This is a genomic window from Criibacterium bergeronii (assembly GCF_001693775.2).
GTDB lineage: Bacteria > Bacillota > Clostridia > Peptostreptococcales > Filifactoraceae > Peptoanaerobacter > Peptoanaerobacter bergeronii.
Genome location: NZ_MBEW02000025.1, coordinates 1 through 19,681 on the forward strand (window position 1 = coordinate 1; position 19,681 = coordinate 19,681).

Genomic DNA, 19,681 nt, shown 5'->3' on the forward strand with positions numbered 1-19,681 from the left:
AAAACAGAAAGAGATTTATCGGCAAGATTGCCACAGGGGAATATGATGCGGTTGTAATCGGGCATACACAGTTTGAAAAAATCCCTATGAGTAAGGAATATCAGGAGAAACACATCCAAGATCAGATTGATGAAATTGTAAACTATGTAGAAGAATACAAGCATGATAGAAATCAGAACTTTACAGTAAAACAGCTTGAAAAGACAAAGAAAAAACTGGAAACAAGGCTTGAGAAATTAAATGATGATTTTAAGAAAGATGATGTGATTACCTTTGAGGAATTAGGAGTTGATAAGCTCTTTGTTGACGAGGCACATGGCTTTAAGAACCTTTATCTCTATACCAAAATGAGAAATGTTGCAGGTATCGGGCAGTCAGAAGCCTTTAAGTCCTCCGATATGTTTATGAAATGCCGCTACATGGATGAAATGACAGGCGGCAAAGGCGTGGTTTTTGCAACAGGAACACCTGTAAGTAACTCAATGACCGAGCTTTATACTATGCAAAGGTATCTTCAGTATGAAAGTCTTAAAAAGAACGGACTGGAGCATTTTGACTCATGGGCTTCCACTTTTGGAGAAACGCAAAGCTCATTTGAATTGTCTCCGGAAGGAACAGGATACAGGGTAAAGACGAGATTTTCAAAGTTCTATAACTTGCCTGAGCTTATGAGTATGTTTAAGGAAGTTGCAGATATTCAGACTGCGGATATGCTTAACCTTCCTACACCTGAAGCTAACTATGAGGTTATTAAGACAGAGCCTTCTGAAGAACAAAAGGAAATCCTAAAGAGCCTTTCTAAAAGAGCAGATGATGTCAGAAATAGGGTTGTAGAGCCTGATGAAGATAATATGCTTAAAATTACCAATGACGGCAAGAAACTTGCCTTAGATCAGCGTTTAATCAATCCTCTGCTTCCTGATAATCCTGATAGCAAGGTCAATGTATGCGTGAAAAATGTATTTGCTATTTGGGATAAGACAAAAGAAAACAGGTCAACACAGCTACTTTTTTCCGATATGTCTACTCCAAAAGGAGATGGAGAATTTAACATCTATGATGATATTAGAGAAAAGCTCGTATCTATGGGAATACCGAAAGAAGAAATCGCCTTTATCCATGAAGCGAATTCCGATAAGCAAAAAGATGAACTCTTTGCAAAGGTAAGAAAAGGCAAAGTTCGTATCTTAATGGGTTCTACGCAGAAGATGGGAGCCGGAACGAATGTGCAAAACAAGCTGATTGCTTTGCATGATCTCGATGTGCCTTGGCGTCCTGCTGATGCAGAGCGTCCGGATGACGAGGCCTACAAGAATGCCTACTTCGTCAATGCCAACGCCACCTCTGCTCCCGGCATCGTGGACGCAGACCTGAATCCGATTCTCACCCGCTCCGAAGTGTACAGCGGCGTGTACGGCAGAGCCAGCATAACCTTTTATGCTTTCAACAGCTCTGGAAACAAGGGAATCGCCTGCGGGCTCAACAACCTGCAGAAGATCCGCGACGGTGAGCCTCTCGGCGGCAAGGCAAGCGCTGAGTCCGACTTTGCTACTGACGACGATGAAGATTTTCTGGACTAAGGAGGTGCGGTCATGACAGTGACTACCTTACAGACAATCCTACTGACCGCGCTGATCGCCATCTGGCTGGTATTCAGCATCGTGTTCCTGATCTCGTACATCCAGAGCTTTATCAACGACCGCAAGCGTGAGAACCGCGAGGAGGAATCTGCCGCCCGCGACCTCAAGTACCATGAGGAACGCATGCAGCGAGAAAAGGAACAGGCCGACCATGAACGCGAGTACCACGAGAAGCACATGAAGTCCTTGGAGTAAATCAGAAACGGCAGGCGGCAGGGATACATTCTCTGCCGCTTGTTTGAATTGAGGCGAAAATACTATGAATCAAGAGAAAATACAAAAGCTGTCCATCGATCTCGAAACATACAGCGATATCGACCTTGCCAAATAGGGCTTATATAAGTACGCGGAGTCTCCAAATTTCGAGATTCTGCTGTTCGGTTATGCAGTTGATGGCGGCAAAGTCCATGTGGTGGATCTGGCTCAAGGAGAACAGATACCGGAAGATGTCCTGTCTGCCTTGACGGACGATTCTGTTATCAAGTGGGGATTTAATGTCGAATTTGAACGGGTCTGCCTGTCTCGCTATCTTTCAGACCATGGCATCAGCCTTGACCCCTTCAACGATAACCACCCGCTCTCGCAGGAGTGCGCCCGGTTCCTGAATCCAGAAAGCTGGCGCTGCTCTATGGTCTGGGCGGCTACGCTGGGACTGCCTCTGTCCTTAAAAGGTGTCGGCGCAGTATTAAAACTCGACGATCAGAAGATGGACGAGGGCAAGGCGCTCATCAAATATTTCTCCGTGCCCTGCGCTCCTACCAAATCCAATGGTGGCCGCACCTGTAACCTGTCCTCCGACGATCCGGAAAAGTGGTCTGTTTTTAAGGTATATAATAAACGGGACGTCGAGGTCGAAATGGCGATCCAGCAGAGGCTTACCAATTACCCGGTGCCGGATTCGGTCTGGGAGGAATATCACATCGATCAGGAAATCAACGACCGTGGCGTTCGGCTTGATATGGATCTGGTGAAGAAAGCCATCGAGATGGATACCCACTCCCGCAAAGAACTGACTGCTGCCATGAAGGATATCACCGATCTTGATAATCCGAACAGTGTCCAGCAAATGAAACAGTGGCTCTCCGACAACGGCCTCGAAACCGACAGCCTCGGCAAAAAGGTCGTGGCAGAACTCATCAAAACAGCGCCTCCCGAATTGCAAAATGTACTGGAGCTTCGCCAGCAGCTTGTCAAATCCTCCGTCAAGAAATATCAGACGATGGAACGTGTAGTCTGTGATGACGACAGGGCTAGCGGTATGTTCATGTTTTATGGAGCCAACCGCACAGGTCGCTGGGTAGGAAGGCTTATCCAATTACAAAACCTCCCGCAAAATCATCTGGAGTATCTGGCCGATGCCCGCGCCCTTGTAAAATCCTGCGACTTCGATGCGTGAAACTTCTATATGAAGATGTCCCGGACACGCTCTCGCAGCTGATCCGCACGGCCTTCATTCCGAAAGATGGTATGCAGTTTTATGTTTCCGACTTCAGCGCGATTGAGGCCAGAGCCATCGCTTGGTATGCCGGTGAGACATGGCGACAGAAGGTTTTCGAGGACGGCGGCGATATTTACTGTGCCTCTGCCTCTCAGATGTTTAAGGTACCGGTTGAGAAGCATGGCGTAAACGGCCACCTCCGTCAGAAAGGCAAAATCGCAGAATTGGCTCTCGGCTACGGCGGCTCGGTCGGCGCACTCAAGGCGATGGGAGCTATAGAGATGGGCTTAACCGAAAATGAGCTTCCTCCGCTGGTGCAAGCTTGGCGGCAAACGAATCCGCATATCGTGAAATTCTGGTGGGACGTCGACCGTGCAGTCATGCAGGCTGTCAAATATAAGCAGACAAGCTCCTGCTACGGGCTTACCTTCTCCTGTCGCTCCAGGATGCTCTTTATCACGCTGCCCTCCGGCAGGAACCTTGCCTATGTGAATCCGAAGGTCGGCACTAATAAATTTGGCGGCGAGTGTATTACCTATGAAGGAGTCGGAGCCACAAAGAAATGGGAACGGCTTGACTCATACGGCCCGAAATTTGCGGAAAACATCGTGCAGGCGACCTCCCGTGACATTCTTTGCTATGCCATGAAAACCCTGCGCTGCTGCTCCATCGTCATGCATATTCACGACGAGCTGGTCATCGAGGCCGACCCGCGCATGTCCCTTGACGCTCTCTGTGAAAAGATGGGTAGGACACCTCCGTGGACAAAATACATGAGGCTCCGCGCCGACGGCTACGTTACACCCTTCTACAAAAAAGATTAAAAATCGTCCGCTCAAATCAGGCGTTTATCTCCAGTGGAAATTGGAGGTGGACGCCTTTTAAGTCTGCCCGGAAAGGAGGACTCAAGGTTTGAGTAACGATTATCGAAACAGCGAGTGCTATCCTGACCCGACTGCCGCAGAAGCGCTATCCCAGATTGCTGCAAATGAAAAGCAGTCCCTTCGTGCCTTCCGACCTATCGTCTACATCTGCTCTCCGTTTTCCGGAGATGTGGAAGACAATGTAGCTGCTTCCAGACGCTACAGCCGCTTTGCCGTAGACAAGGGATATATCCCCATCGCACCACACCTGCTGTTTCCGCAGTTCCTTGATGACGATGACCCGGCAGAACGTGAGCTGGGACTGTTCTTCGGGAATGCCCTCATGAACAAGTGCGCGGAGGTCTGGGTATTCGGCAGCCGCATCTCGTCCGGAATGGAAGCAGAAATCAAACGCGCCAAGTGGAAGGACTACCGCTTGCACTATTTCACAGAAGAATGTCAGGAGGTTTAACGCTATGTATGAAGTAACAGAAAGACGCAGAAAGCTGGAAAACGGCACCGAAATTACAACCTATACCCGCGACGTGGTGAGCTGCAATATCCTGCAGGTCGAGGCCAGTACCAATGGCTATCAGGGAGGCGACTCCGGCCATGGCAGCCGCACCTATTTCCGCATCAAGGATGAAGGCTGCACGGATATGGAAGTGAAACCCATTGTTTCTAAATGGGGATGCGACGGCTTTGAGGTCACCCTCGGCGGCGACTGTGAGCTGGAGACCATGATCCGGGCACTGAAGTTCATCGTAAAGGTGCTCGAAGAGGAATCGCAGGAGGTGTACGACTGATGAAATATACCTCAAACGCAGGGAGGGTGTGCCATGAACGATAGAGAATCCTATGATATTTTCAGCAGATGCGCTGACGGCACTATCGTCATTACCGCCCTTCCTGAAAAGAAAAACTACCGCTATCGCACGACCGACGCGAAGGGGATGTACCGCAAGGTCGTGGAGCTCGGTAAAGACACCAATGTATATATCAGCGTCAACCCGCGTGTCGATGACCTGCCGGACGGAGCTGGGAAAGGTTCAGATCAACCATAACCGCTTTCTCGGCTACACCAAAGACGAAAACGGTAACCTCGTCATCGACCCGGAGCAGGCAGAAATCGTAAAACGCATCTACCGGGAATACCTCGAAGGCTCCAGCATGGATAAAATCGCCAAAGGCCTTATGGCAGATGGTATTCTCACCGGCGCAGGCAAAATGATGTGGCACACCAGCACCATCAACAAGATTCTTCGAAACGAGAAGTACATGGGCGACGCACTGCTGCAAAAGACCTACACCACGGACTTACTGACGAAGAAGCGCATCAAGAACAACGGCACGGTTCCTCAATACTATGTCGAGGATGACCACGAAGCAATTATTCCGAAAGAGCTGTTCATGCAGGTACAGGAAGAACTTGTCCGCCGCCGGGTAGTACATAAAAGCTCATCCGGCAGGAAACGTACCTACTCCTGCAATCACTGTTTCGCACAGATCATTGTCTGCGGCGAATGCGGTGAGCTTTACCGGAGAGTCCACTGGAACAACCACGGCTGCAAATCGATCGTCTGGCGCTGCATCAGCCGCTTGGAAATCACGCATGCAGAAGTGCCCTGCGAGAACCGAACGGTCAACGAGCTCCTGCTACAGGAGATTACGATCAAGGCCATCAATAAGATTTTGACCGAGCGCAAGGCTTTTCTGAAGCAGCTGCAGGCGAATATCGCCAAGGCCGTGGTCAGCACCGATACCCTCTCACCAGACGGCATTCAGGACAGGCTTTCGGAGCTGCAAAAGGAGCTCATCAAGAAAGCTAACAACAAGCAGGACTACGACGCCATCGCCGATGAGATTTTCCGGCTCCGCGACCAGAAGGAACAGTTCAAGGTCGACAGCCACCACAGGGAAGAAGCCCTGAACCGGATCAAGGAGCTGCAGGACTTTATCGTCGGGCAGAAAACCGACATCACAGAGTTCGATGAGGCACTGGTCAAAAAGCTCATCGAGAAGATCACGGTTTTTGCCGACCACTTCACTGTGGAATTTAAGTCCGGCCTCGCAATCAAAATCGAAGCATAAAAAAGTAAGTCGCCCTAATGGTTATTGACCATATAGGTGACTTGCTCTATCTGTATAACAATAGCAAATAATTAGGCTCACAAATTCTTAATATATCGGCATTTCGGAAAACTGCTGCATCCGTAGAATTTATTACCGGCATTATCGCCCTTTTTCGCTGTTCTGAGTATGAGTTTGCTCCCACACTTCGGACATAGTAATTCATCATTGGTTTCTTCAATCTGAGTTTCAACTGTTTTTTCTTCTTTTGCAAAACTGACAGATATGTCGTCTTTTTTATATTTCTTCTCGATGTTCTCTATGTGAGCCGCCTTAACTGCTTCATCCACATGAGTAAGCTCTTTTAATTTGCCATACAGCTCATCAATCTTATTATCGGATATGGCATCTGGGCTTTTATCCCATATGTCTCTGACCGTTGCATATGTTCGATCTCTCTTAATCACTTTGACATCCTCTGAATATACTGTAACTTTCTTTAATTCACACCGTTCAGAAAATACGATTATTGAAAATAAAGGAACCTCTTCACCTACGAACTGTTTCATCCATTTCAAATGAGTTTTATTCTGCATTATTGGATTATAAAACTGACTATTTTGTTTGTTTGGTAACATAGAAGTCCAGTTCTTACTCTTTTCATCACCAAATATCCAACCGGAATAGTTCTTACTCTCAAAGATGAATATCCCTTTTTGTGTTATAAAAACCACATCAAGTTCCGATGTTTCGCCATTGTCCTTCGGCAAATATACATTTCGTAAAATTTTACCTTTTCTCCCAAACAGCCGGACAAGTTTCAATTCTCTTTCCGTGAGCTTTTCTCCGTATTTTCCTTTCCATTCGTCATCGAATATTTGATCAAGAATCAAGTCTATAAAGCCCTTAGCCATTTGCTCCTCCTACGCCATATTCCTTTCTGACATCTATCTCGAACACTCAATACCCCTGACATCTAACTCACTAACTCCTCTTAATGACATCTATCTCGGCAACTCAACCCTCACACTTTTTTCTCCAAGCCGACGTGGATAAGTTACCGCAGAACGATTGTCCACTCGTTCCTCTCGAAGATGCCTGAAATCAAGGACTTTCGAGCTTATTCCACTCCGACCCTTGACATCAATACGACACTCTCAACATGTGTTGTCCATAGGATAGGAACACAAATTATTAACCTCGTCGCTTGATTGAGGATACAATTTGTTGTCAGTTTCCTCATTAACTTCCTTTGCATTTTTTCTTCTACTCTTAAATAACCTTCCGTCCTGAGAGTCTTTTTTACCAGTCTTATATATGATAGTAATCATTGCAGGATCAATTTCTCCTTCATCGTTAGTTCCCCCAATGATGATTTTATCTACTATACTTTCAAATACAGCTCTATCAAATTTCTCAAGGTATTTATTGGACTCAAGTATTTTTTTAAATCCCTCAAGCCTTTTCTTCAATGCTTTTTCATCGGTAAGTGTTACCTCTAAAGTCCTCTTTTCTGCAAGTAGTTTCTCTTTACTAATAGCTATTTCATTATACTTGTCCTGATATATATCCATGCTGATTGACTCATTCAGCCTTAACTCAACAAGATCCTTCTCTTTTTTTAGTACCTTATCAAGTTGATTTGTAATCTTCTTCAGATCTTTAGCTAAACTGTTGTCTTTCAATTCTTCTTCCACAGTTTTAAGGAATTCATTGGTAATTTCCACATTATTATGGCATACCTGACGGTAGCTTTCCATAAATGCTTTTTCAATAGCTTCTTCCTCAATTCCTTTGCTATGCGGACAATACTTCTTTCCGTTTTTAGTAGCATTGACACACTGCCATATAACTTTTGTATATTCTGAACTTGAATGCCAATTTCTTCTTGAAAGATTATGACCGCAAAATCCACATTCAAGCATACTGCTAAAAGCATATTTTCTTGAATACTTTTCTCTTTTACCACCATTATTGGCAACAGTATTTCTGTTTTTTGACCTTCTCAATCTAATACCTTGAGCTTTTTCAAAAACTTCTTCTGAAATGATTGGCTCGTGATGGTTTTCTATATAAAACTTATCCTGTTCTCCATAATTGTCCAATCTTCTCTTTGAAATAGGATCAACCGTATAGGTCTTTCCCATCATAAGATCCCCTTTATATTTTTCGTTTTTTATGATTCCTAAAACAGTTGTTTCAGTCCATCTTTTATTTCCTCTTGGCGATAAATATCCTTGTTCTTCCAGTTCTCTGGAAATTACCATACCGCCAACACCTTCAATGTATCTTCTGAAAATATATCTTACAATCTCAGCTTCTTTTTCATTGATAGAAATGCTTTTAGTTTCCGGATCATAGTCATAGCCTAAACACCCTTGAAAGCCGACCATTTCTCCTCTTTCCATCTTCATTCTCAAACCTTTTTTGACATTGGCTGAAATGTTCTCTACTTCCTGTTGAGCAACTGAACTTAAAATTGTTAAAAGCAACTCACCGTCCATTGTTAAGGTGTTTATGTTTTCTTCTTCAAAAAAGACTGCAACATTAAATTCTTTCAGCTTTCTTACATACTTCAAGGTATCTAATGTATTTCTCGCAAATCTTGATATAGACTTTGTAATTATCATATCTATATCGCCATTTATACAGTCATTTATCAACCTTTGAAAGTCAATTCTTCGATCAACCTGTGTTCCTGTTATCGCTTCGTCAGCATATATTCCGGCAAGAGTCCACTCGTTATTCTTCTGTATAAATTCTGTGTAGTGTTCTACCTGAGAATTATAGCTGTTAATCTGATCTTCGGTATCCGTACTAACTCTGCAATAAGCTGCCACTCTCTTTATTGAGCGTTCAACACAGCCTGATGCAGTTCTTTTTAGTGTGGTATCACCTTTAATAACTTTTACATCTTTCTTCACTGCATCCGCCTCCTTTTTTGTATCTTTCTATGCAGTTTCATTATACCACACTTGCAAAACATTATAAATATAATTCTGTTGAAATGTTGTACTTTTTCATCAGTTTTAACTTTATCTTCCTGTATTCAATATCATTTAGTAAATGTTTGGAAAGCAAAATAGATAGCATAGATAATTGGAGGCTATATTTTAGTAATTCGTTATTCATTCGAAACCCTCCTTGTTAAAATTCATTTTTAAGTTTTTTGACATTGGTAGGTGCTTGGCAGCAACATAGGAATCTCACCTCCGCCCCTTATTAAGACGAGCCGGCTTAAACTATTGAAGTATCATTATCACTACTTGTATCACAGAACAGATTGCCACATCTGTTTTTTATGTATTCTTATTTATCGCTCGCTTTCTTATATCCTTGGCTAACCAGTATTCATAAAACCGAAAACTTTCAGCAGAAAGGTCATGGCGTAAGTCATAATCCTCCACAAGTAGATAAAGTCCTACCTTGGTCTATTCAGTTGTCAAAGATCAATATTTGAAAGGGATTGTTTTCTTTACATTTTCCTATTTGCCATAAGCAGGCTATCTCTTACTCAAGAAAGTAAAGGAGGTCAAACTCCCCTTCACTTTACATAAGGAAAATTTGACCCCTTTGGTTACCGAACTTCTAAAGTTCTTCGATGAATTTTTTCAGCTTTTCAAGAATTTTGTTTCTTCTTTTGATTAAAGCCGGATGTGTAATACTTTTGAGCTTTGCCACTGAGCGAACCGTTTCATCATTGAAATACAAGCGTTCAATAATATCTCTTTCTTCTGCATTGAGCCTTGATATAGCATTTCTGACTGTTTCAATCATCATCTGTGTTTCCATAATCTTTTCTACATCAACACTTTCATCAACAATATTATCTACAAAATGTCCGTCATGATCCAATGATGAAAAAAAGAGCAAGTGGTTTTTCCTGTCCACCTGCTCTAAATACTTCTCGTGTTCTCTTTCTCGCCAGTAGACTTTATATATCTGCTCGCTGACTTTGACCTTTTGCCCATTGACATAAAGGTAATATTCTTTTGGCATTTTATTTCCTCCATTTCTTTTTTGTCTGCGTTTTTAGACAAAAAAGGAGGACTCCTGCACATGGGCATAAGAAGTCCTCCGAAATGAAAGAAATTTGCTCTTTCTCTATACTTTAAATTTGATTTTTTATGATAATTACCAGTATCAAAAAGGTCTATTGTTTTTTTCTATATGAATAACAGACCATAAATAATACATAGCAATTACCTCCATTATTTAATCCATTTTTCCCTCACAAATAAAAATTGATTAAATCACTCCTGCTTTTTCAAAATGCTTTTTGAGTATCTTTGTTGCAACGAATGCTCCTATGCAAGCAAGAACAAAAGTTGTCAAACCAAAGCCTACTGCCCACGAAACATTGAAATAAGATAATGCTTCATTTATTTGTGCTTCGCTCATTTTCCATTTTGACGCTCTTTCCACAAAAGAAGCTGTTCCGAATAAAATTACAGGAATTACTGTCCCTAAAAAATCTGCTAATGCAAATGTCCCATATCCAATAATCATTCGTCCCTTGCTCTCATAATTTCCTATAATCAAATCACATATAATTCCACCGATTACAGCAAAGACTGCATGAGGCAAATGTCCTCCTGACAATGCAATTAAACCAAGAAGCGTTCCTGATATTGTAAATACGCCCTTCTTTTTAACTTTCAAAGCCATAAGGATATAAACTGTAGCAGCTACCATAAAGCTAACTCCTGACGCAATAAATCCTCCAATCACTGTTGTTGCCATAGCAAATGCAACCGCCATGTATATGACAATTCCAATTGCATTAAAGATTCCGATTGTAATAAAATCACGACCATTTAATTTGTTTTTCATAAAACTCCTCCTAATAAATTTTCTGTATTACTATCACAAGAGCAATCATCAAAGCTCCTAATAGTCCAATCAACAAATCCGCCCATCTAAACCTCAATTTTGTTAATGTAACCCTGTTCTCATCACTATCAAGTCCTCTAATGAGTGCTGAAGCTGACAGTTCATCTGAAATCTTAATCATTCTCATTAAAAGCGGAACAAGCGTATATTCAATATATTTAATTGGATGTAGCAACGGGAAAAATCTACTTGTTACGATTCCTCGAATCTTCATATTCTCTTTTAATGCCTTGAGTTCTATTTTTATAGTTGGTACAAACCTAAGCAAAACACTAAAAGGTATACCAATGCTTCTTGGTACTTTCATTCTATTTAATGCTTCAAGCATTTCACTTACACTTGTAGTCTTTGTTATATATCCACCAAACATAGCAATTAAGGTCATCCTTGATGCAAAGTAAATAAACATATATATTGCAAATACGATACTTGCTTCACAAAACTTTCCAAGCCATAACTCTGTGCAGTATAAAAGCACAAAAAACAAAATAAAGCGTAATGCTCTTTTCCACATACTGCTATATACATATAGAAAAAAGGCAAAGACAATCAGTCCGAAAAGTAGAATTGTATCGCTTATAAAAAAGCTCGTAAATCCAACAATTGGAAGTAGAGTAAGTTTTATTCTCGGATCAACTGTTTTTCTATCCATCAAGTTCTCTACCTCCTCTCATCTTGTCCAATATGAGAAATTTATTACTTTCACTCATATTCAAAACACTTTCTATTTTTCCATCTCCCATTACCCAGAGCTTACTCACTGTGTTTGCTAAAAACTCAAAATCATGACTTATTACCAAAACTGTCATCCCTTTTTTTAATTGTTCTTCAATCAGTTTTGCGACTGAAAGCATTGAGTCTTTATCACAACCTGATGTTGGTTCATCATAGATGAAAACTTTTGCCTGTTTCATCATTCCACAAGCTATTGTCAGTCTTTGTTTTTCTCCTCTTGATAAAGCAAACGGATGCTTGTCTATATATTTATCTAAGCCAAGAACATTCAAAATAGACTTTGCCTTTTGAATATTTTCTTTTTTATCTTTATTTGAAATACCAAGTAGCATTTCATCAAGTACACTTTCCGAAAACAACTGATAGTCTGAATCTTGAAAGACAAAATATGACATATCCATTAAATCTTTGTGATTAAGCGACTTATCTTTTCCCACCCATATTGTCCCCTCTTTTATCTTCTCAAGTCCTGAAAGCACTCTTGCAAAGGTAGTTTTCCCAGTACCATTTAAGCCGATAAGACCAATAGCTTTTCCACACTCCATATTGAAATCAAGATGATTTAAAATGTAATGTTTTTGCTTCTTTCCATTCTTAGCTACATTCGAATAGCAAAATTTCAAGTCTTTCCCACTGATACTTTCATCCTTTAATTGATATGAATCTTTCTTCTCACTTATCCTGTATTCTTCTAATTCAAGAGTTCTTAGTCCATTCTCATCCCAAAACTCCCCTTCAAGATGAATAACTTCTTCCCGACTCAAGTCCTGTGCAATTTCTCCATCTTTCACCAAAAGAAAACGGTCAAATAAAGATTTTACATAGTACAAACGATGTTCAATTAGAACAACCGTTGTTCCGTTTTTCTTTAATTTCTCCAAAATTAAAAACAGATCAAATGTTGCTTTCATATCCAAATTTGCTGAAGGTTCATCTAAAATTAAAACATTCGGATTCATCGCATAGATGCTTGCAATAGCTATCTTTTGTTTCTGTCCACTTGATAATTCAAAAACAGATTTTCCTTTCAGTTCCTCAATATCCAGTTCTGCATATACTTCTTCTACTCTCTGTTTGATTTCCTTTCTTGATTTACAAATCGTTTGAAGACCAAAAGCTATTTCTTCATCTGTAGTTGTCGTAAAAAACTGACTTCTTGGATCTTGAAATACAGTCCCTACAATATGCCCTATTTCATGAAGTAATAATTTGCTTATATCTTTTCCTGACACAAAGGCTTTTCCTTGCATTTTGCCTTTGTAATAATGCGGAATAAGACCATTCATTACACTTCCAAGAGTACTTTTACCGCTTCCACTTTTCCCTGAAATCAAAACAAATTCACCTTTTTTAATTTCAAGATTGATATTTTTTAAAGCAGTTCGCCCATCTTCCCATTCATAAGAAACATCTTTTAACAGAATCATGATTATACCTCGTACTGAGCTTTCCATAATTTTGTGTAGTAACCATTTTTATCAAGAAGTTCCCCATGCTTTCCTTTTTCAAGTAAATTGCCTTTTTGAAACACGAGAATTTGGTCAGCTTTTTGAATTGTCTTTAAATGATGAGCCACTACAAGTACAGTTCTATTTTTTGCAAGTTCTGTAATGGCATCTTGTATCAAAGATTCATTTACAGGATCAACATTACTTGTCATTTCATCAAGAATTAAAATAGGTGCATCCTTTAGAAAAGCTCTTGCAATAGATATTCTTTGTCTTTGTCCACCTGATAAAATCCCACCATTTTCTCCAATATCAGTTTCATAACCTTTTGGTAAACTCATAATGAAATCATGTATCTTTGCTTTCTTTGCAGCTTCAATGATTTCTTCTTCCGTTGCTCCTTTTTTACCTACCCTGATATTTTCTTCAATCGTGTTATCAAACAGTTGAACATTTTGCATGACAATACTAATGCGATCTAAAAGCTCATCATAAGGAATATCCCTTATATCAGTTCCTCCGAGTGTAATTTTCCCTTTATGCACATCATAAAATCTTAAAAGCAAGTTGGTTATCGTAGTCTTTCCACTTCCTGATTCCCCAACTAAGGCTGTCATTGTTTTTTCAGCAATAGAAAAACTCAAGTTTTCCATTTTAAATTCATCTTTTTCATAGGAAAAATCTATGTTTTCAAAAGCTATATCATTGTCTTTCGGAACAATTCCATTCACTTTATCCGGGATTACATCTGCATATAAAATTCTTGAAAGTCTCTCATAACTATCTACCGCCGAAACATAGTACATATAGTGTTGTTCCATAGAAGCGAATGGCTTATAAAACTCTTTTGAAATTACTGCAAAGATAATAAAATGAAGTACATCAAGATTTCCCTTTATAACAAGTATTGCTCCAGAGGTTAAAAGAACTAAATATCCAATATCCAGTAAAAAACCAAATATAGATAACTGTTTTGCCTTAAATCTTGAAGCTGCTTTGCTTGTTTCTCCAAACTTTTTTGTCTTGTTCATAAGCTCATTATCCAAGCTCTTATTGTTTGAAAAACTCTTTAGTACAGGTATTCCTCTAACATATTCAACAAATAAGCTAACCATATCAAGAAGTGCTGAGTTGTTCTGATTCTCTATTCTTTCAGATTGCTTAATTGTCAGATATAGAAAGATAAGTGCAATCGGGACAGATACAGCCATTAGAATAGCAAGTTTTAAATCAATACTTGCAAGACCAATAAATACAACCGCACCTATCAAAAAATCACCAAACATTCTTGACCACATGTGTCCTACAACAAGGGACATATTATCAACATCTTTGTGTAAAATTGTATTGATCTCGCCCAGTCTTTCGTTGGTATAAAATCCTAAGCTGAATTTTTTTAGTTTGATAATCATGCGTTCTCTGATTTGCTGAACAATATCAAAACCTGCACTATGCTTTTTCATATCTGCAACCATATTACAAATACCTTTGAACACTACGAGTAATCCAATCGCAATAAAATATTTATATAGACTTGCTAAGCTCGTTCCATCGAATATTTGGAACAGTATAGAAAATACGATCACAATCATAGCTATGGAGCTTAGTCCATAAAGGGCAAAGAATACACTTGATATAATCAAATCTCTCTTGCCGGTTTTTGTAAGTAGTTTTAACATTTCTCTAAACATTTTCTGTTACCACCTCTTTCAAATTCCATCTATCTACCTTGTTCTGTGCTTCAACCATATCCTTATAGAACTCACATCTTTTCATCAACTCTTCATGGCTTCCTGCATCAAGAACAACACCCTTATCCATAACAATAATTTGGTCTGAATCTCTAATCGTATTTAGATGATGAGCGATTGTAATGATGGTTTTATCTTTGCTTAAATCGTCAATTGCTTCACCGATTAGTCTTTCATTTTCACTATCAACAGCTGCCATTGCTTCATCTAATATTAAAATCGGTGCATTTTTCAGTATCATTCTTGCTATGGAGATTCTTTGTTTTTCTCCACCAGATAACTTAACTCCCATTTCACCTACTCGTGTTTCATATCCATTTGGCAATGCTGAAATAAAATCATGGCATCTTGCTTTTTTAGCAGCCTCTATGACTTCTTCTTTTGTTGCATTTAGTTTTCCGATTGCTATATTTTCAAAGATACTTAAATCAAAAAGGATAACTTCTTGTTGCACACTGCCAATCAGCATTGAGATATTTTCTTGGCTATATTCTTTTATATCTTTTCCATTTATCAGTATTTGTCCTTCGTCTGCATCCCAAAATCCCATAAGCAAATTAGATACCGTACTTTTCCCACAACCACTTGCTCCTACAAAGGCATTCAAACTATTTTTCTTAAAAGTTAAATTGATATTTTTTATCTCAAAACTATCTTTTCCGTATGCAAAATTCACATCTTTAAATTCTATGTTTCCAAATTCTAAACCTTGTTCTGTCTTTTTGTTTGGAAGTGGAACTGTTAAAACTTTTCCAATCGCCTTTAGCGCTTCCTTAAACACAATAGAAAAATGTTGCAATGTAGCTGTCTTACTTATAGATGCAGTAAAAGCAGACGATAAAATAATGGCAAGTATAAAATTAGGGGTTGTAATATTTCCATAGTAAAGAAATATACTTCCCAAAATCATGACAATAACTACTCCAATTTCCATAAATATGTCAATGAGTCCCATTGGAATTGTAACCATCCCCATGCTCTTTTTAACCCAGTAAATATATTCTCTTGCGGTTTTTAATGTTCTTTCACTAATCTCCTCTTCTTTAGCAAAAGCCTTAATAACAGAAATATTTTTTACATATTCCATTAGCTCTTCTCTCATCTTGTTTTCATGGTTAAAGTAAATAGCAAAGTTTTTATCCATTGTTTTCTGTGAAAGAACTTTTACCAAATACATGAGTGGAACTCCGGCAATCATTCCAAGAGCAAGACGCCAATCCACAAAAATCATAGCTACAAAAATAATGGTAGGTAGAAGTGTAACTGACATTATTTCAGGAAGACCATGAGCAAGATATACTTCCACTTGTTCTACATCATGTTGAACAATGTTGGTAAGCTCTCCTGTATTATGTTCTTTAAAGAATCCCAAACTTAGTTTTTTTAGATGACCGATAATATCTAACCTAAGTTCTGTTAATTTTTCGTATGCTTTCTCATGGGCAACCTTTGTTGCAAAATAATAAAACACTCCTTTTAATACAAACGATATAAAGATTCCCAAGAATATATACTTTAAATTACCTTCGTTAATATTGTTTGTGATTAAAAAACTAATCAAATATACGAGTAAGATTTGTGGTATCAAATCAAATACTATTTTTAAAGCAAGAAGTGAATTGGATAAGCCATTTTTCCCAATCACTTTTTTTCTTAATTCTTTTTCCGGCATGAACAACTCTCCTTTCAAAATTGAATAATATTGAATTTTAATTCAGTATTAAAGTTTAAAGTAAGACTTTGCTGATTACGCAAAGTCTATTTTTTAGTGCTGATTATAGAGATTCCACTCCCTTGTAATAACACCTTGCAACAAGTTTTAGCATATCTTTTGCCCACTTTTCACTTTGATAATGCCTTGCTATTTCAAGAAGTCCCTCTGTAAAGTTACTTGCTAAAATATGGGCAAGCATTGGATCATATTCCTGTTTCGATTGTCTTTTTAAACTTACTTCAATATGAACTTGCATTTGCGATATGAGTTTTTGTTTTGCTTCTGTATGCTTTGTACCTGAGCTTTTATCCATTAAAATAATTAACTTCTTACGCTCTTTTAAAAGTTCATGAATATAGTTTTCTCCAACCTCATCGAACCTTTCAGAAGCAGAACCTTTTTCCAAAGATTCTTCCTCATTAAAGGCTGACTCGAAGTTTATATAAACAGAACTTACTACTGCATCAAACAAAACTTCCTTATTTTTGAAATAGGTATAAATGAGTGCCACAGGAATATCTGCTTCTTTTGCAATTTCTGTTAATTTGGCACCTCTATAATCCTTTTTATAAAATACTTTTTCTGCTGCTTCGAGTATTCTATTTCTAACTTCTTCTTTTAATACTTGTGCCATAGCACACCTCTTTCTATTCCAATACTGAATATATATTTAATAATAAATTAAAATTCAATATTTGTCAAGTTACATGTGGAAATTATGGCGTACTTATGGTATAATTTAATAACAAATTCAAAACTTGCTTAATGCTTGCTACCCTAATCATTCTTTTGTAGCAAGCACAGTAAGTGTACGGACACTTACGGAAAATTGACGAAGCAGCCCTTGGGGATCTGCTTCTTTTTTTATCAATTTTTAGCTTGTTAGGGAGAACCCTAAGACCCCGAAATACATTCAAAGGAGGAACTAACTATGGCAAATAGATTAAGAAACGAAAGACTTGAAATTAAACTAACTGAAGAAGAAAAGGCTCTTTTTGAAGAGAAAAAAAGACTTGCGAAGTGTAGAAACATGAGCCATTTCATCCGCAAATGCGTTTTGGAAAAGGAAATTTATCAAGTGGATTTAGAGCCTTTCAGAGATTTACAAGGCTTGCTTTCTAATGCAACAAACAACATCAATCAGATTGCAAAGCGAGTAAATTCGACAGGTGTAATCTACAAAGAGGACGTCAGTGATATAAAAAAAGAGATTGAACATTTCTCAAAAGAGCTGTGGCAAATTCATTCACTACTTCTGAAAAGAACATCTGAAACGGAAGGTGAATAATAATGGCTATTACAAAAATACACCCAATAAAATCTACTCTTAATCTTGCTATCGACTACATTGTAAATGGAGATAAGACAGACGAGCAGCTTTTAGTAAGCACTCATAAATGCCACGAAGCAACTGCTCACACTCAGTTTTTAAGGACACGAAATGACGCAGGAACAAAAGGAACCGTTCTTGCAAGACATCTCATTCAATCATTTTTACCGGGAGAAACAAGCCCTGAATTGGCTCACCAGATTGGTATGGAGCTGTGTAAAAAGATACTCAAAGATGAGTACGAATTTGTCTTATCTACTCACGTAGATAAGGGGCATATCCACAATCACATCATCTTCAATAATGTAAATATGGTAACAGGTAGGTGCTACCAGTCTAACAAGAAAAGCTACCACCAAATCCGTTATCAGAGTGATAAACTGTGCAAAGAAAATAGCCTATCTGTTATTGACGAGTTTTACGAAAGCTATAAGAAAAAATACAAGATTAACGGTAAATCTTGGTATGAGAATGAACAGGCAAAGCGTGGTACTTCTTGGAAAAGTAGACTTCAATTTGACATTGACAGAATGATTAAACAGTCTAAGGATTGGGACGAATTTTTAAAGAAGATGGCTGATCTTGGCTATGAAATCAAATACGGTAAGCACATTGCTTTTAAGCCAAAAGATAAGGCGAGATTTACAAGGACTAAAACAATCGGAGAAGATTATACCGAAGAAAGATTAAAAGAACGAATTGCAGAAAGAGAGTTTATCAAGACTCCTGCCATCAAAAAACGCATCGGCAATGTTATTGACATGAACACAAATGTTAAAGTAAAAGAAAGCAAAGGCTATAAATATTGGGCAACCAAACATAACCTTAATACAATGGCTGAATCTGTTATCTTCCTTAGAGAACAAGGTGTTAAATCCGTTAAGCAGCTCGATAATTACATCCAAAAAGCAGCCGATGAAAGGCAAAATATACAAGAGAAAATCAAGGCTATTGATAAGGAAATGCAGAAGCTTTCCACCACTATGGAGCAAGTTCATACCGTTAAAAAATACATGCAATACTACAAAGAATATAAGGCTAATCCGTCTGACAAGGCATTTTTTGAAGAGTACAAAGCTCAGATTACCCTATATGAAAATGCTCTCTCTGTGCTTAAACAATCCTATTCCAAGTTCCCAAATTCAAAGGATATTTTAGCTGAGCTTGATAAATTACAAGAAAAAAAGAATACCCTTATGCAAGAGTATTCTTCCTCAAAATCTACTATGGAAGAGCTTTATAAGATACGAAAAAATTATGGGATTTATATGGGCAATGAAATGGAGAGATGAAAGGCTAAATACTTTTTATATAGCCTTTCATCTTATTTTTAGATTTTATCTTCTAAAATCTTTCTCAGTTTTTCTAAAATTCTATCCCTCCTTTGTCCGATTGCCTGATGTGTAACTTTCTCTTTTCTGCTGATTGACCTTAGACTTTCTTCTCTGTAAAAGATGGCTTCCATTAACTCTCTTTCTTCTTTTGTCAGTGTAGCTAATGCCTTATGCAGTTCTTCGATTTGTATTTTTACTTCTACGATTTTTCCCAAGTCTATTTTTTCATCTATGATGTTATCTACAAAATGTCCATCATGATCTAATGCTGAAAATGGAATTACATTATTCTTCCAATCCTTTTTCTGAAGATATTTTTCATGCTCTGTTATCTTCCAATAGGCTTTGTAAACTTCTTCATTTACTGGTACGGCTTTTCCTTTGACATAAAGGTAATATTCTTTCTTCTCCATTGTGTGTTCCTCCTTTTTTAAGTTCTCTTTTTGGGTTTTCTGAGAATAAAAA

20 protein-coding genes and 1 pseudogene are annotated in these 19,681 nt (G+C 38.7%); 10 read left to right on the top strand and 11 right to left on the bottom strand.

The features are described 5' to 3' along the window. The 8 genes and pseudogenes from BBG48_RS08960 to BBG48_RS08985 all read left to right on the top strand — a co-directional run. Positions 1-1,514: pseudogene (locus BBG48_RS08960) on the top strand (ssDNA-binding protein); the annotation flags it as partial. A gap of 78 nt (positions 1,515-1,592) precedes the next feature. Further along, a complete protein-coding gene (locus BBG48_RS08965; protein WP_094754516.1) occupies positions 1,593-1,835 on the top strand; it encodes a hypothetical protein in 243 nt (80 codons plus the stop codon). Positions 1,836-2,049: 214 nt separating this feature from the next. Then, complete coding sequence (locus tag BBG48_RS11490; RefSeq protein WP_330410372.1) at positions 2,050-3,036, top strand: DNA polymerase family A protein; 987 nt, start codon at positions 2,050-2,052, stop codon at positions 3,034-3,036. Further along, positions 3,033-3,902 carry a DNA polymerase gene (locus tag BBG48_RS11495; RefSeq protein WP_330410373.1) on the top strand — a complete coding sequence of 290 codons (870 nt, stop codon included), beginning with the start codon at positions 3,033-3,035 and terminating at the stop codon, positions 3,900-3,902. Before BBG48_RS11490 ends, BBG48_RS11495 begins: the two co-directional genes overlap by 4 nt. Positions 3,903-3,990: 88 nt before the next feature. Further along, positions 3,991-4,413 carry a DUF7768 domain-containing protein gene (locus tag BBG48_RS08975; RefSeq protein ID WP_068914299.1) on the top strand — a complete coding sequence of 141 codons (423 nt, stop codon included), beginning with the start codon at positions 3,991-3,993 and terminating at the stop codon, positions 4,411-4,413. Between the two features lie 4 nt (positions 4,414-4,417). Next, positions 4,418-4,747, top strand: a complete 330-nt coding sequence (locus tag BBG48_RS08980) for a hypothetical protein (RefSeq protein WP_068914300.1) — start codon at positions 4,418-4,420, stop codon at positions 4,745-4,747. 33 nt (positions 4,748-4,780) lie between these two features. Next, entirely contained in the window at positions 4,781-5,005 is a 225-nt protein-coding gene (locus BBG48_RS10910) for a hypothetical protein (RefSeq protein ID WP_068914301.1), read from the top strand. Then, a complete protein-coding gene (locus BBG48_RS08985) occupies positions 4,962-6,032 on the top strand; it encodes a recombinase family protein (protein WP_094754517.1) in 1,071 nt (356 codons plus the stop codon). Before BBG48_RS10910 ends, BBG48_RS08985 begins: the two co-directional genes overlap by 44 nt. 77 nt (positions 6,033-6,109) lie before the next feature. Here the strand turns inward: BBG48_RS08985 and BBG48_RS08990 are convergent, their stop codons facing one another. The 10 genes from BBG48_RS08990 to BBG48_RS09040 all read right to left on the bottom strand — a co-directional run bounded on the left by BBG48_RS08990 (position 6,110) and on the right by BBG48_RS09040 (position 17,186). Then, on the bottom strand, positions 6,110-6,925 hold the full coding sequence (locus tag BBG48_RS08990; RefSeq protein ID WP_068914302.1) for an NERD domain-containing protein: 816 nt from the start codon (positions 6,923-6,925) through the stop codon (positions 6,110-6,112). A gap of 243 nt (positions 6,926-7,168) precedes the next feature. Then, complete coding sequence (locus BBG48_RS08995) at positions 7,169-8,935, bottom strand: recombinase family protein (RefSeq protein WP_068914303.1); 1,767 nt, start codon at positions 8,933-8,935, stop codon at positions 7,169-7,171. A gap of 61 nt (positions 8,936-8,996) precedes the next feature. Next, positions 8,997-9,143: a hypothetical protein gene (locus tag BBG48_RS11175; protein WP_001058404.1), complete on the bottom strand. Its 147-nt coding sequence runs from the start codon at positions 9,141-9,143 to the stop codon at positions 8,997-8,999. Positions 9,144-9,599: 456 nt separating this feature from the next. Further along, positions 9,600-10,010, bottom strand: a complete 411-nt coding sequence (locus tag BBG48_RS09005) for a sigma-70 RNA polymerase sigma factor region 4 domain-containing protein (protein WP_068914304.1) — start codon at positions 10,008-10,010, stop codon at positions 9,600-9,602. 249 nt (positions 10,011-10,259) lie between these two features. Further along, on the bottom strand, positions 10,260-10,844 hold the full coding sequence (locus BBG48_RS09015) for an MptD family putative ECF transporter S component (RefSeq protein ID WP_068914305.1): 585 nt from the start codon (positions 10,842-10,844) through the stop codon (positions 10,260-10,262). A 10-nt stretch (positions 10,845-10,854) separates the two neighbouring features. Continuing rightward, entirely contained in the window at positions 10,855-11,559 is a 705-nt protein-coding gene (locus tag BBG48_RS09020) for an energy-coupling factor transporter transmembrane component T (protein ID WP_068914306.1), read from the bottom strand. After that, a complete protein-coding gene (locus tag BBG48_RS09025; protein ID WP_068914307.1) occupies positions 11,549-13,066 on the bottom strand; it encodes an ABC transporter ATP-binding protein in 1,518 nt (505 codons plus the stop codon). The genes BBG48_RS09020 and BBG48_RS09025 overlap by 11 nt, the downstream gene beginning before the upstream one ends. A gap of 2 nt (positions 13,067-13,068) precedes the next feature. After that, positions 13,069-14,778 carry an ABC transporter ATP-binding protein gene (locus tag BBG48_RS09030; RefSeq protein WP_068914308.1) on the bottom strand — a complete coding sequence of 570 codons (1,710 nt, stop codon included), beginning with the start codon at positions 14,776-14,778 and terminating at the stop codon, positions 13,069-13,071. Beyond that, entirely contained in the window at positions 14,771-16,510 is a 1,740-nt protein-coding gene (locus tag BBG48_RS09035) for an ABC transporter ATP-binding protein (protein WP_068914309.1), read from the bottom strand. The genes BBG48_RS09030 and BBG48_RS09035 overlap by 8 nt, the downstream gene beginning before the upstream one ends. Before the next feature lie 103 nt (positions 16,511-16,613). Continuing rightward, complete coding sequence (locus BBG48_RS09040; RefSeq protein WP_068914310.1) at positions 16,614-17,186, bottom strand: TetR/AcrR family transcriptional regulator; 573 nt, start codon at positions 17,184-17,186, stop codon at positions 16,614-16,616. 297 nt (positions 17,187-17,483) lie between these two features. Here BBG48_RS09040 and BBG48_RS09045 point away from each other — a divergent pair, with 297 nt between their 5' ends. Then, complete coding sequence (locus BBG48_RS09045) at positions 17,484-17,840, top strand: plasmid mobilization protein (RefSeq protein ID WP_055318217.1); 357 nt, start codon at positions 17,484-17,486, stop codon at positions 17,838-17,840. Between the two features lie 2 nt (positions 17,841-17,842). Further along, complete coding sequence (locus tag BBG48_RS09050; RefSeq protein WP_068914311.1) at positions 17,843-19,174, top strand: relaxase/mobilization nuclease domain-containing protein; 1,332 nt, start codon at positions 17,843-17,845, stop codon at positions 19,172-19,174. 38 nt (positions 19,175-19,212) lie between these two features. On the opposite strand, the gene BBG48_RS09055 is transcribed toward BBG48_RS09050, so the two are convergent. Further along, complete coding sequence (locus BBG48_RS09055) at positions 19,213-19,629, bottom strand: sigma factor-like helix-turn-helix DNA-binding protein (RefSeq protein WP_068914312.1); 417 nt, start codon at positions 19,627-19,629, stop codon at positions 19,213-19,215. Positions 19,630-19,681 lie beyond the last annotated feature (52 nt).

Coding starts and splice junctions, on each gene's coding strand:
- BBG48_RS09035 (WP_068914309.1), bottom strand. CDS start 16,510: ATGCCGGAAAAAGAATTAAGAAAAAAAGTGATTGGGAAAAATGGCTTA.
- BBG48_RS09045 (WP_055318217.1), top strand. CDS start 17,484: ATGGCAAATAGATTAAGAAACGAAAGACTTGAAATTAAACTAACTGAA.
- BBG48_RS08965 (WP_094754516.1), top strand. CDS start 1,593: ATGACAGTGACTACCTTACAGACAATCCTACTGACCGCGCTGATCGCC.
- BBG48_RS09005 (WP_068914304.1), bottom strand. CDS start 10,010: ATGCCAAAAGAATATTACCTTTATGTCAATGGGCAAAAGGTCAAAGTC.
- BBG48_RS10910 (WP_068914301.1), top strand. CDS start 4,781: ATGAACGATAGAGAATCCTATGATATTTTCAGCAGATGCGCTGACGGC.
- BBG48_RS09030 (WP_068914308.1), bottom strand. CDS start 14,778: ATGTTTAGAGAAATGTTAAAACTACTTACAAAAACCGGCAAGAGAGAT.
- BBG48_RS08980 (WP_068914300.1), top strand. CDS start 4,418: ATGTATGAAGTAACAGAAAGACGCAGAAAGCTGGAAAACGGCACCGAA.
- BBG48_RS09055 (WP_068914312.1), bottom strand. CDS start 19,629: ATGGAGAAGAAAGAATATTACCTTTATGTCAAAGGAAAAGCCGTACCA.
- BBG48_RS08985 (WP_094754517.1), top strand. CDS start 4,962: ATGACCTGCCGGACGGAGCTGGGAAAGGTTCAGATCAACCATAACCGC.
- BBG48_RS09015 (WP_068914305.1), bottom strand. CDS start 10,844: ATGAAAAACAAATTAAATGGTCGTGATTTTATTACAATCGGAATCTTT.
- BBG48_RS09050 (WP_068914311.1), top strand. CDS start 17,843: ATGGCTATTACAAAAATACACCCAATAAAATCTACTCTTAATCTTGCT.
- BBG48_RS09025 (WP_068914307.1), bottom strand. CDS start 13,066: ATGATTCTGTTAAAAGATGTTTCTTATGAATGGGAAGATGGGCGAACT.
- BBG48_RS08990 (WP_068914302.1), bottom strand. CDS start 6,925: ATGGCTAAGGGCTTTATAGACTTGATTCTTGATCAAATATTCGATGAC.
- BBG48_RS09040 (WP_068914310.1), bottom strand. CDS start 17,186: ATGGCACAAGTATTAAAAGAAGAAGTTAGAAATAGAATACTCGAAGCA.
- BBG48_RS11175 (WP_001058404.1), bottom strand. CDS start 9,143: ATGAATAACGAATTACTAAAATATAGCCTCCAATTATCTATGCTATCT.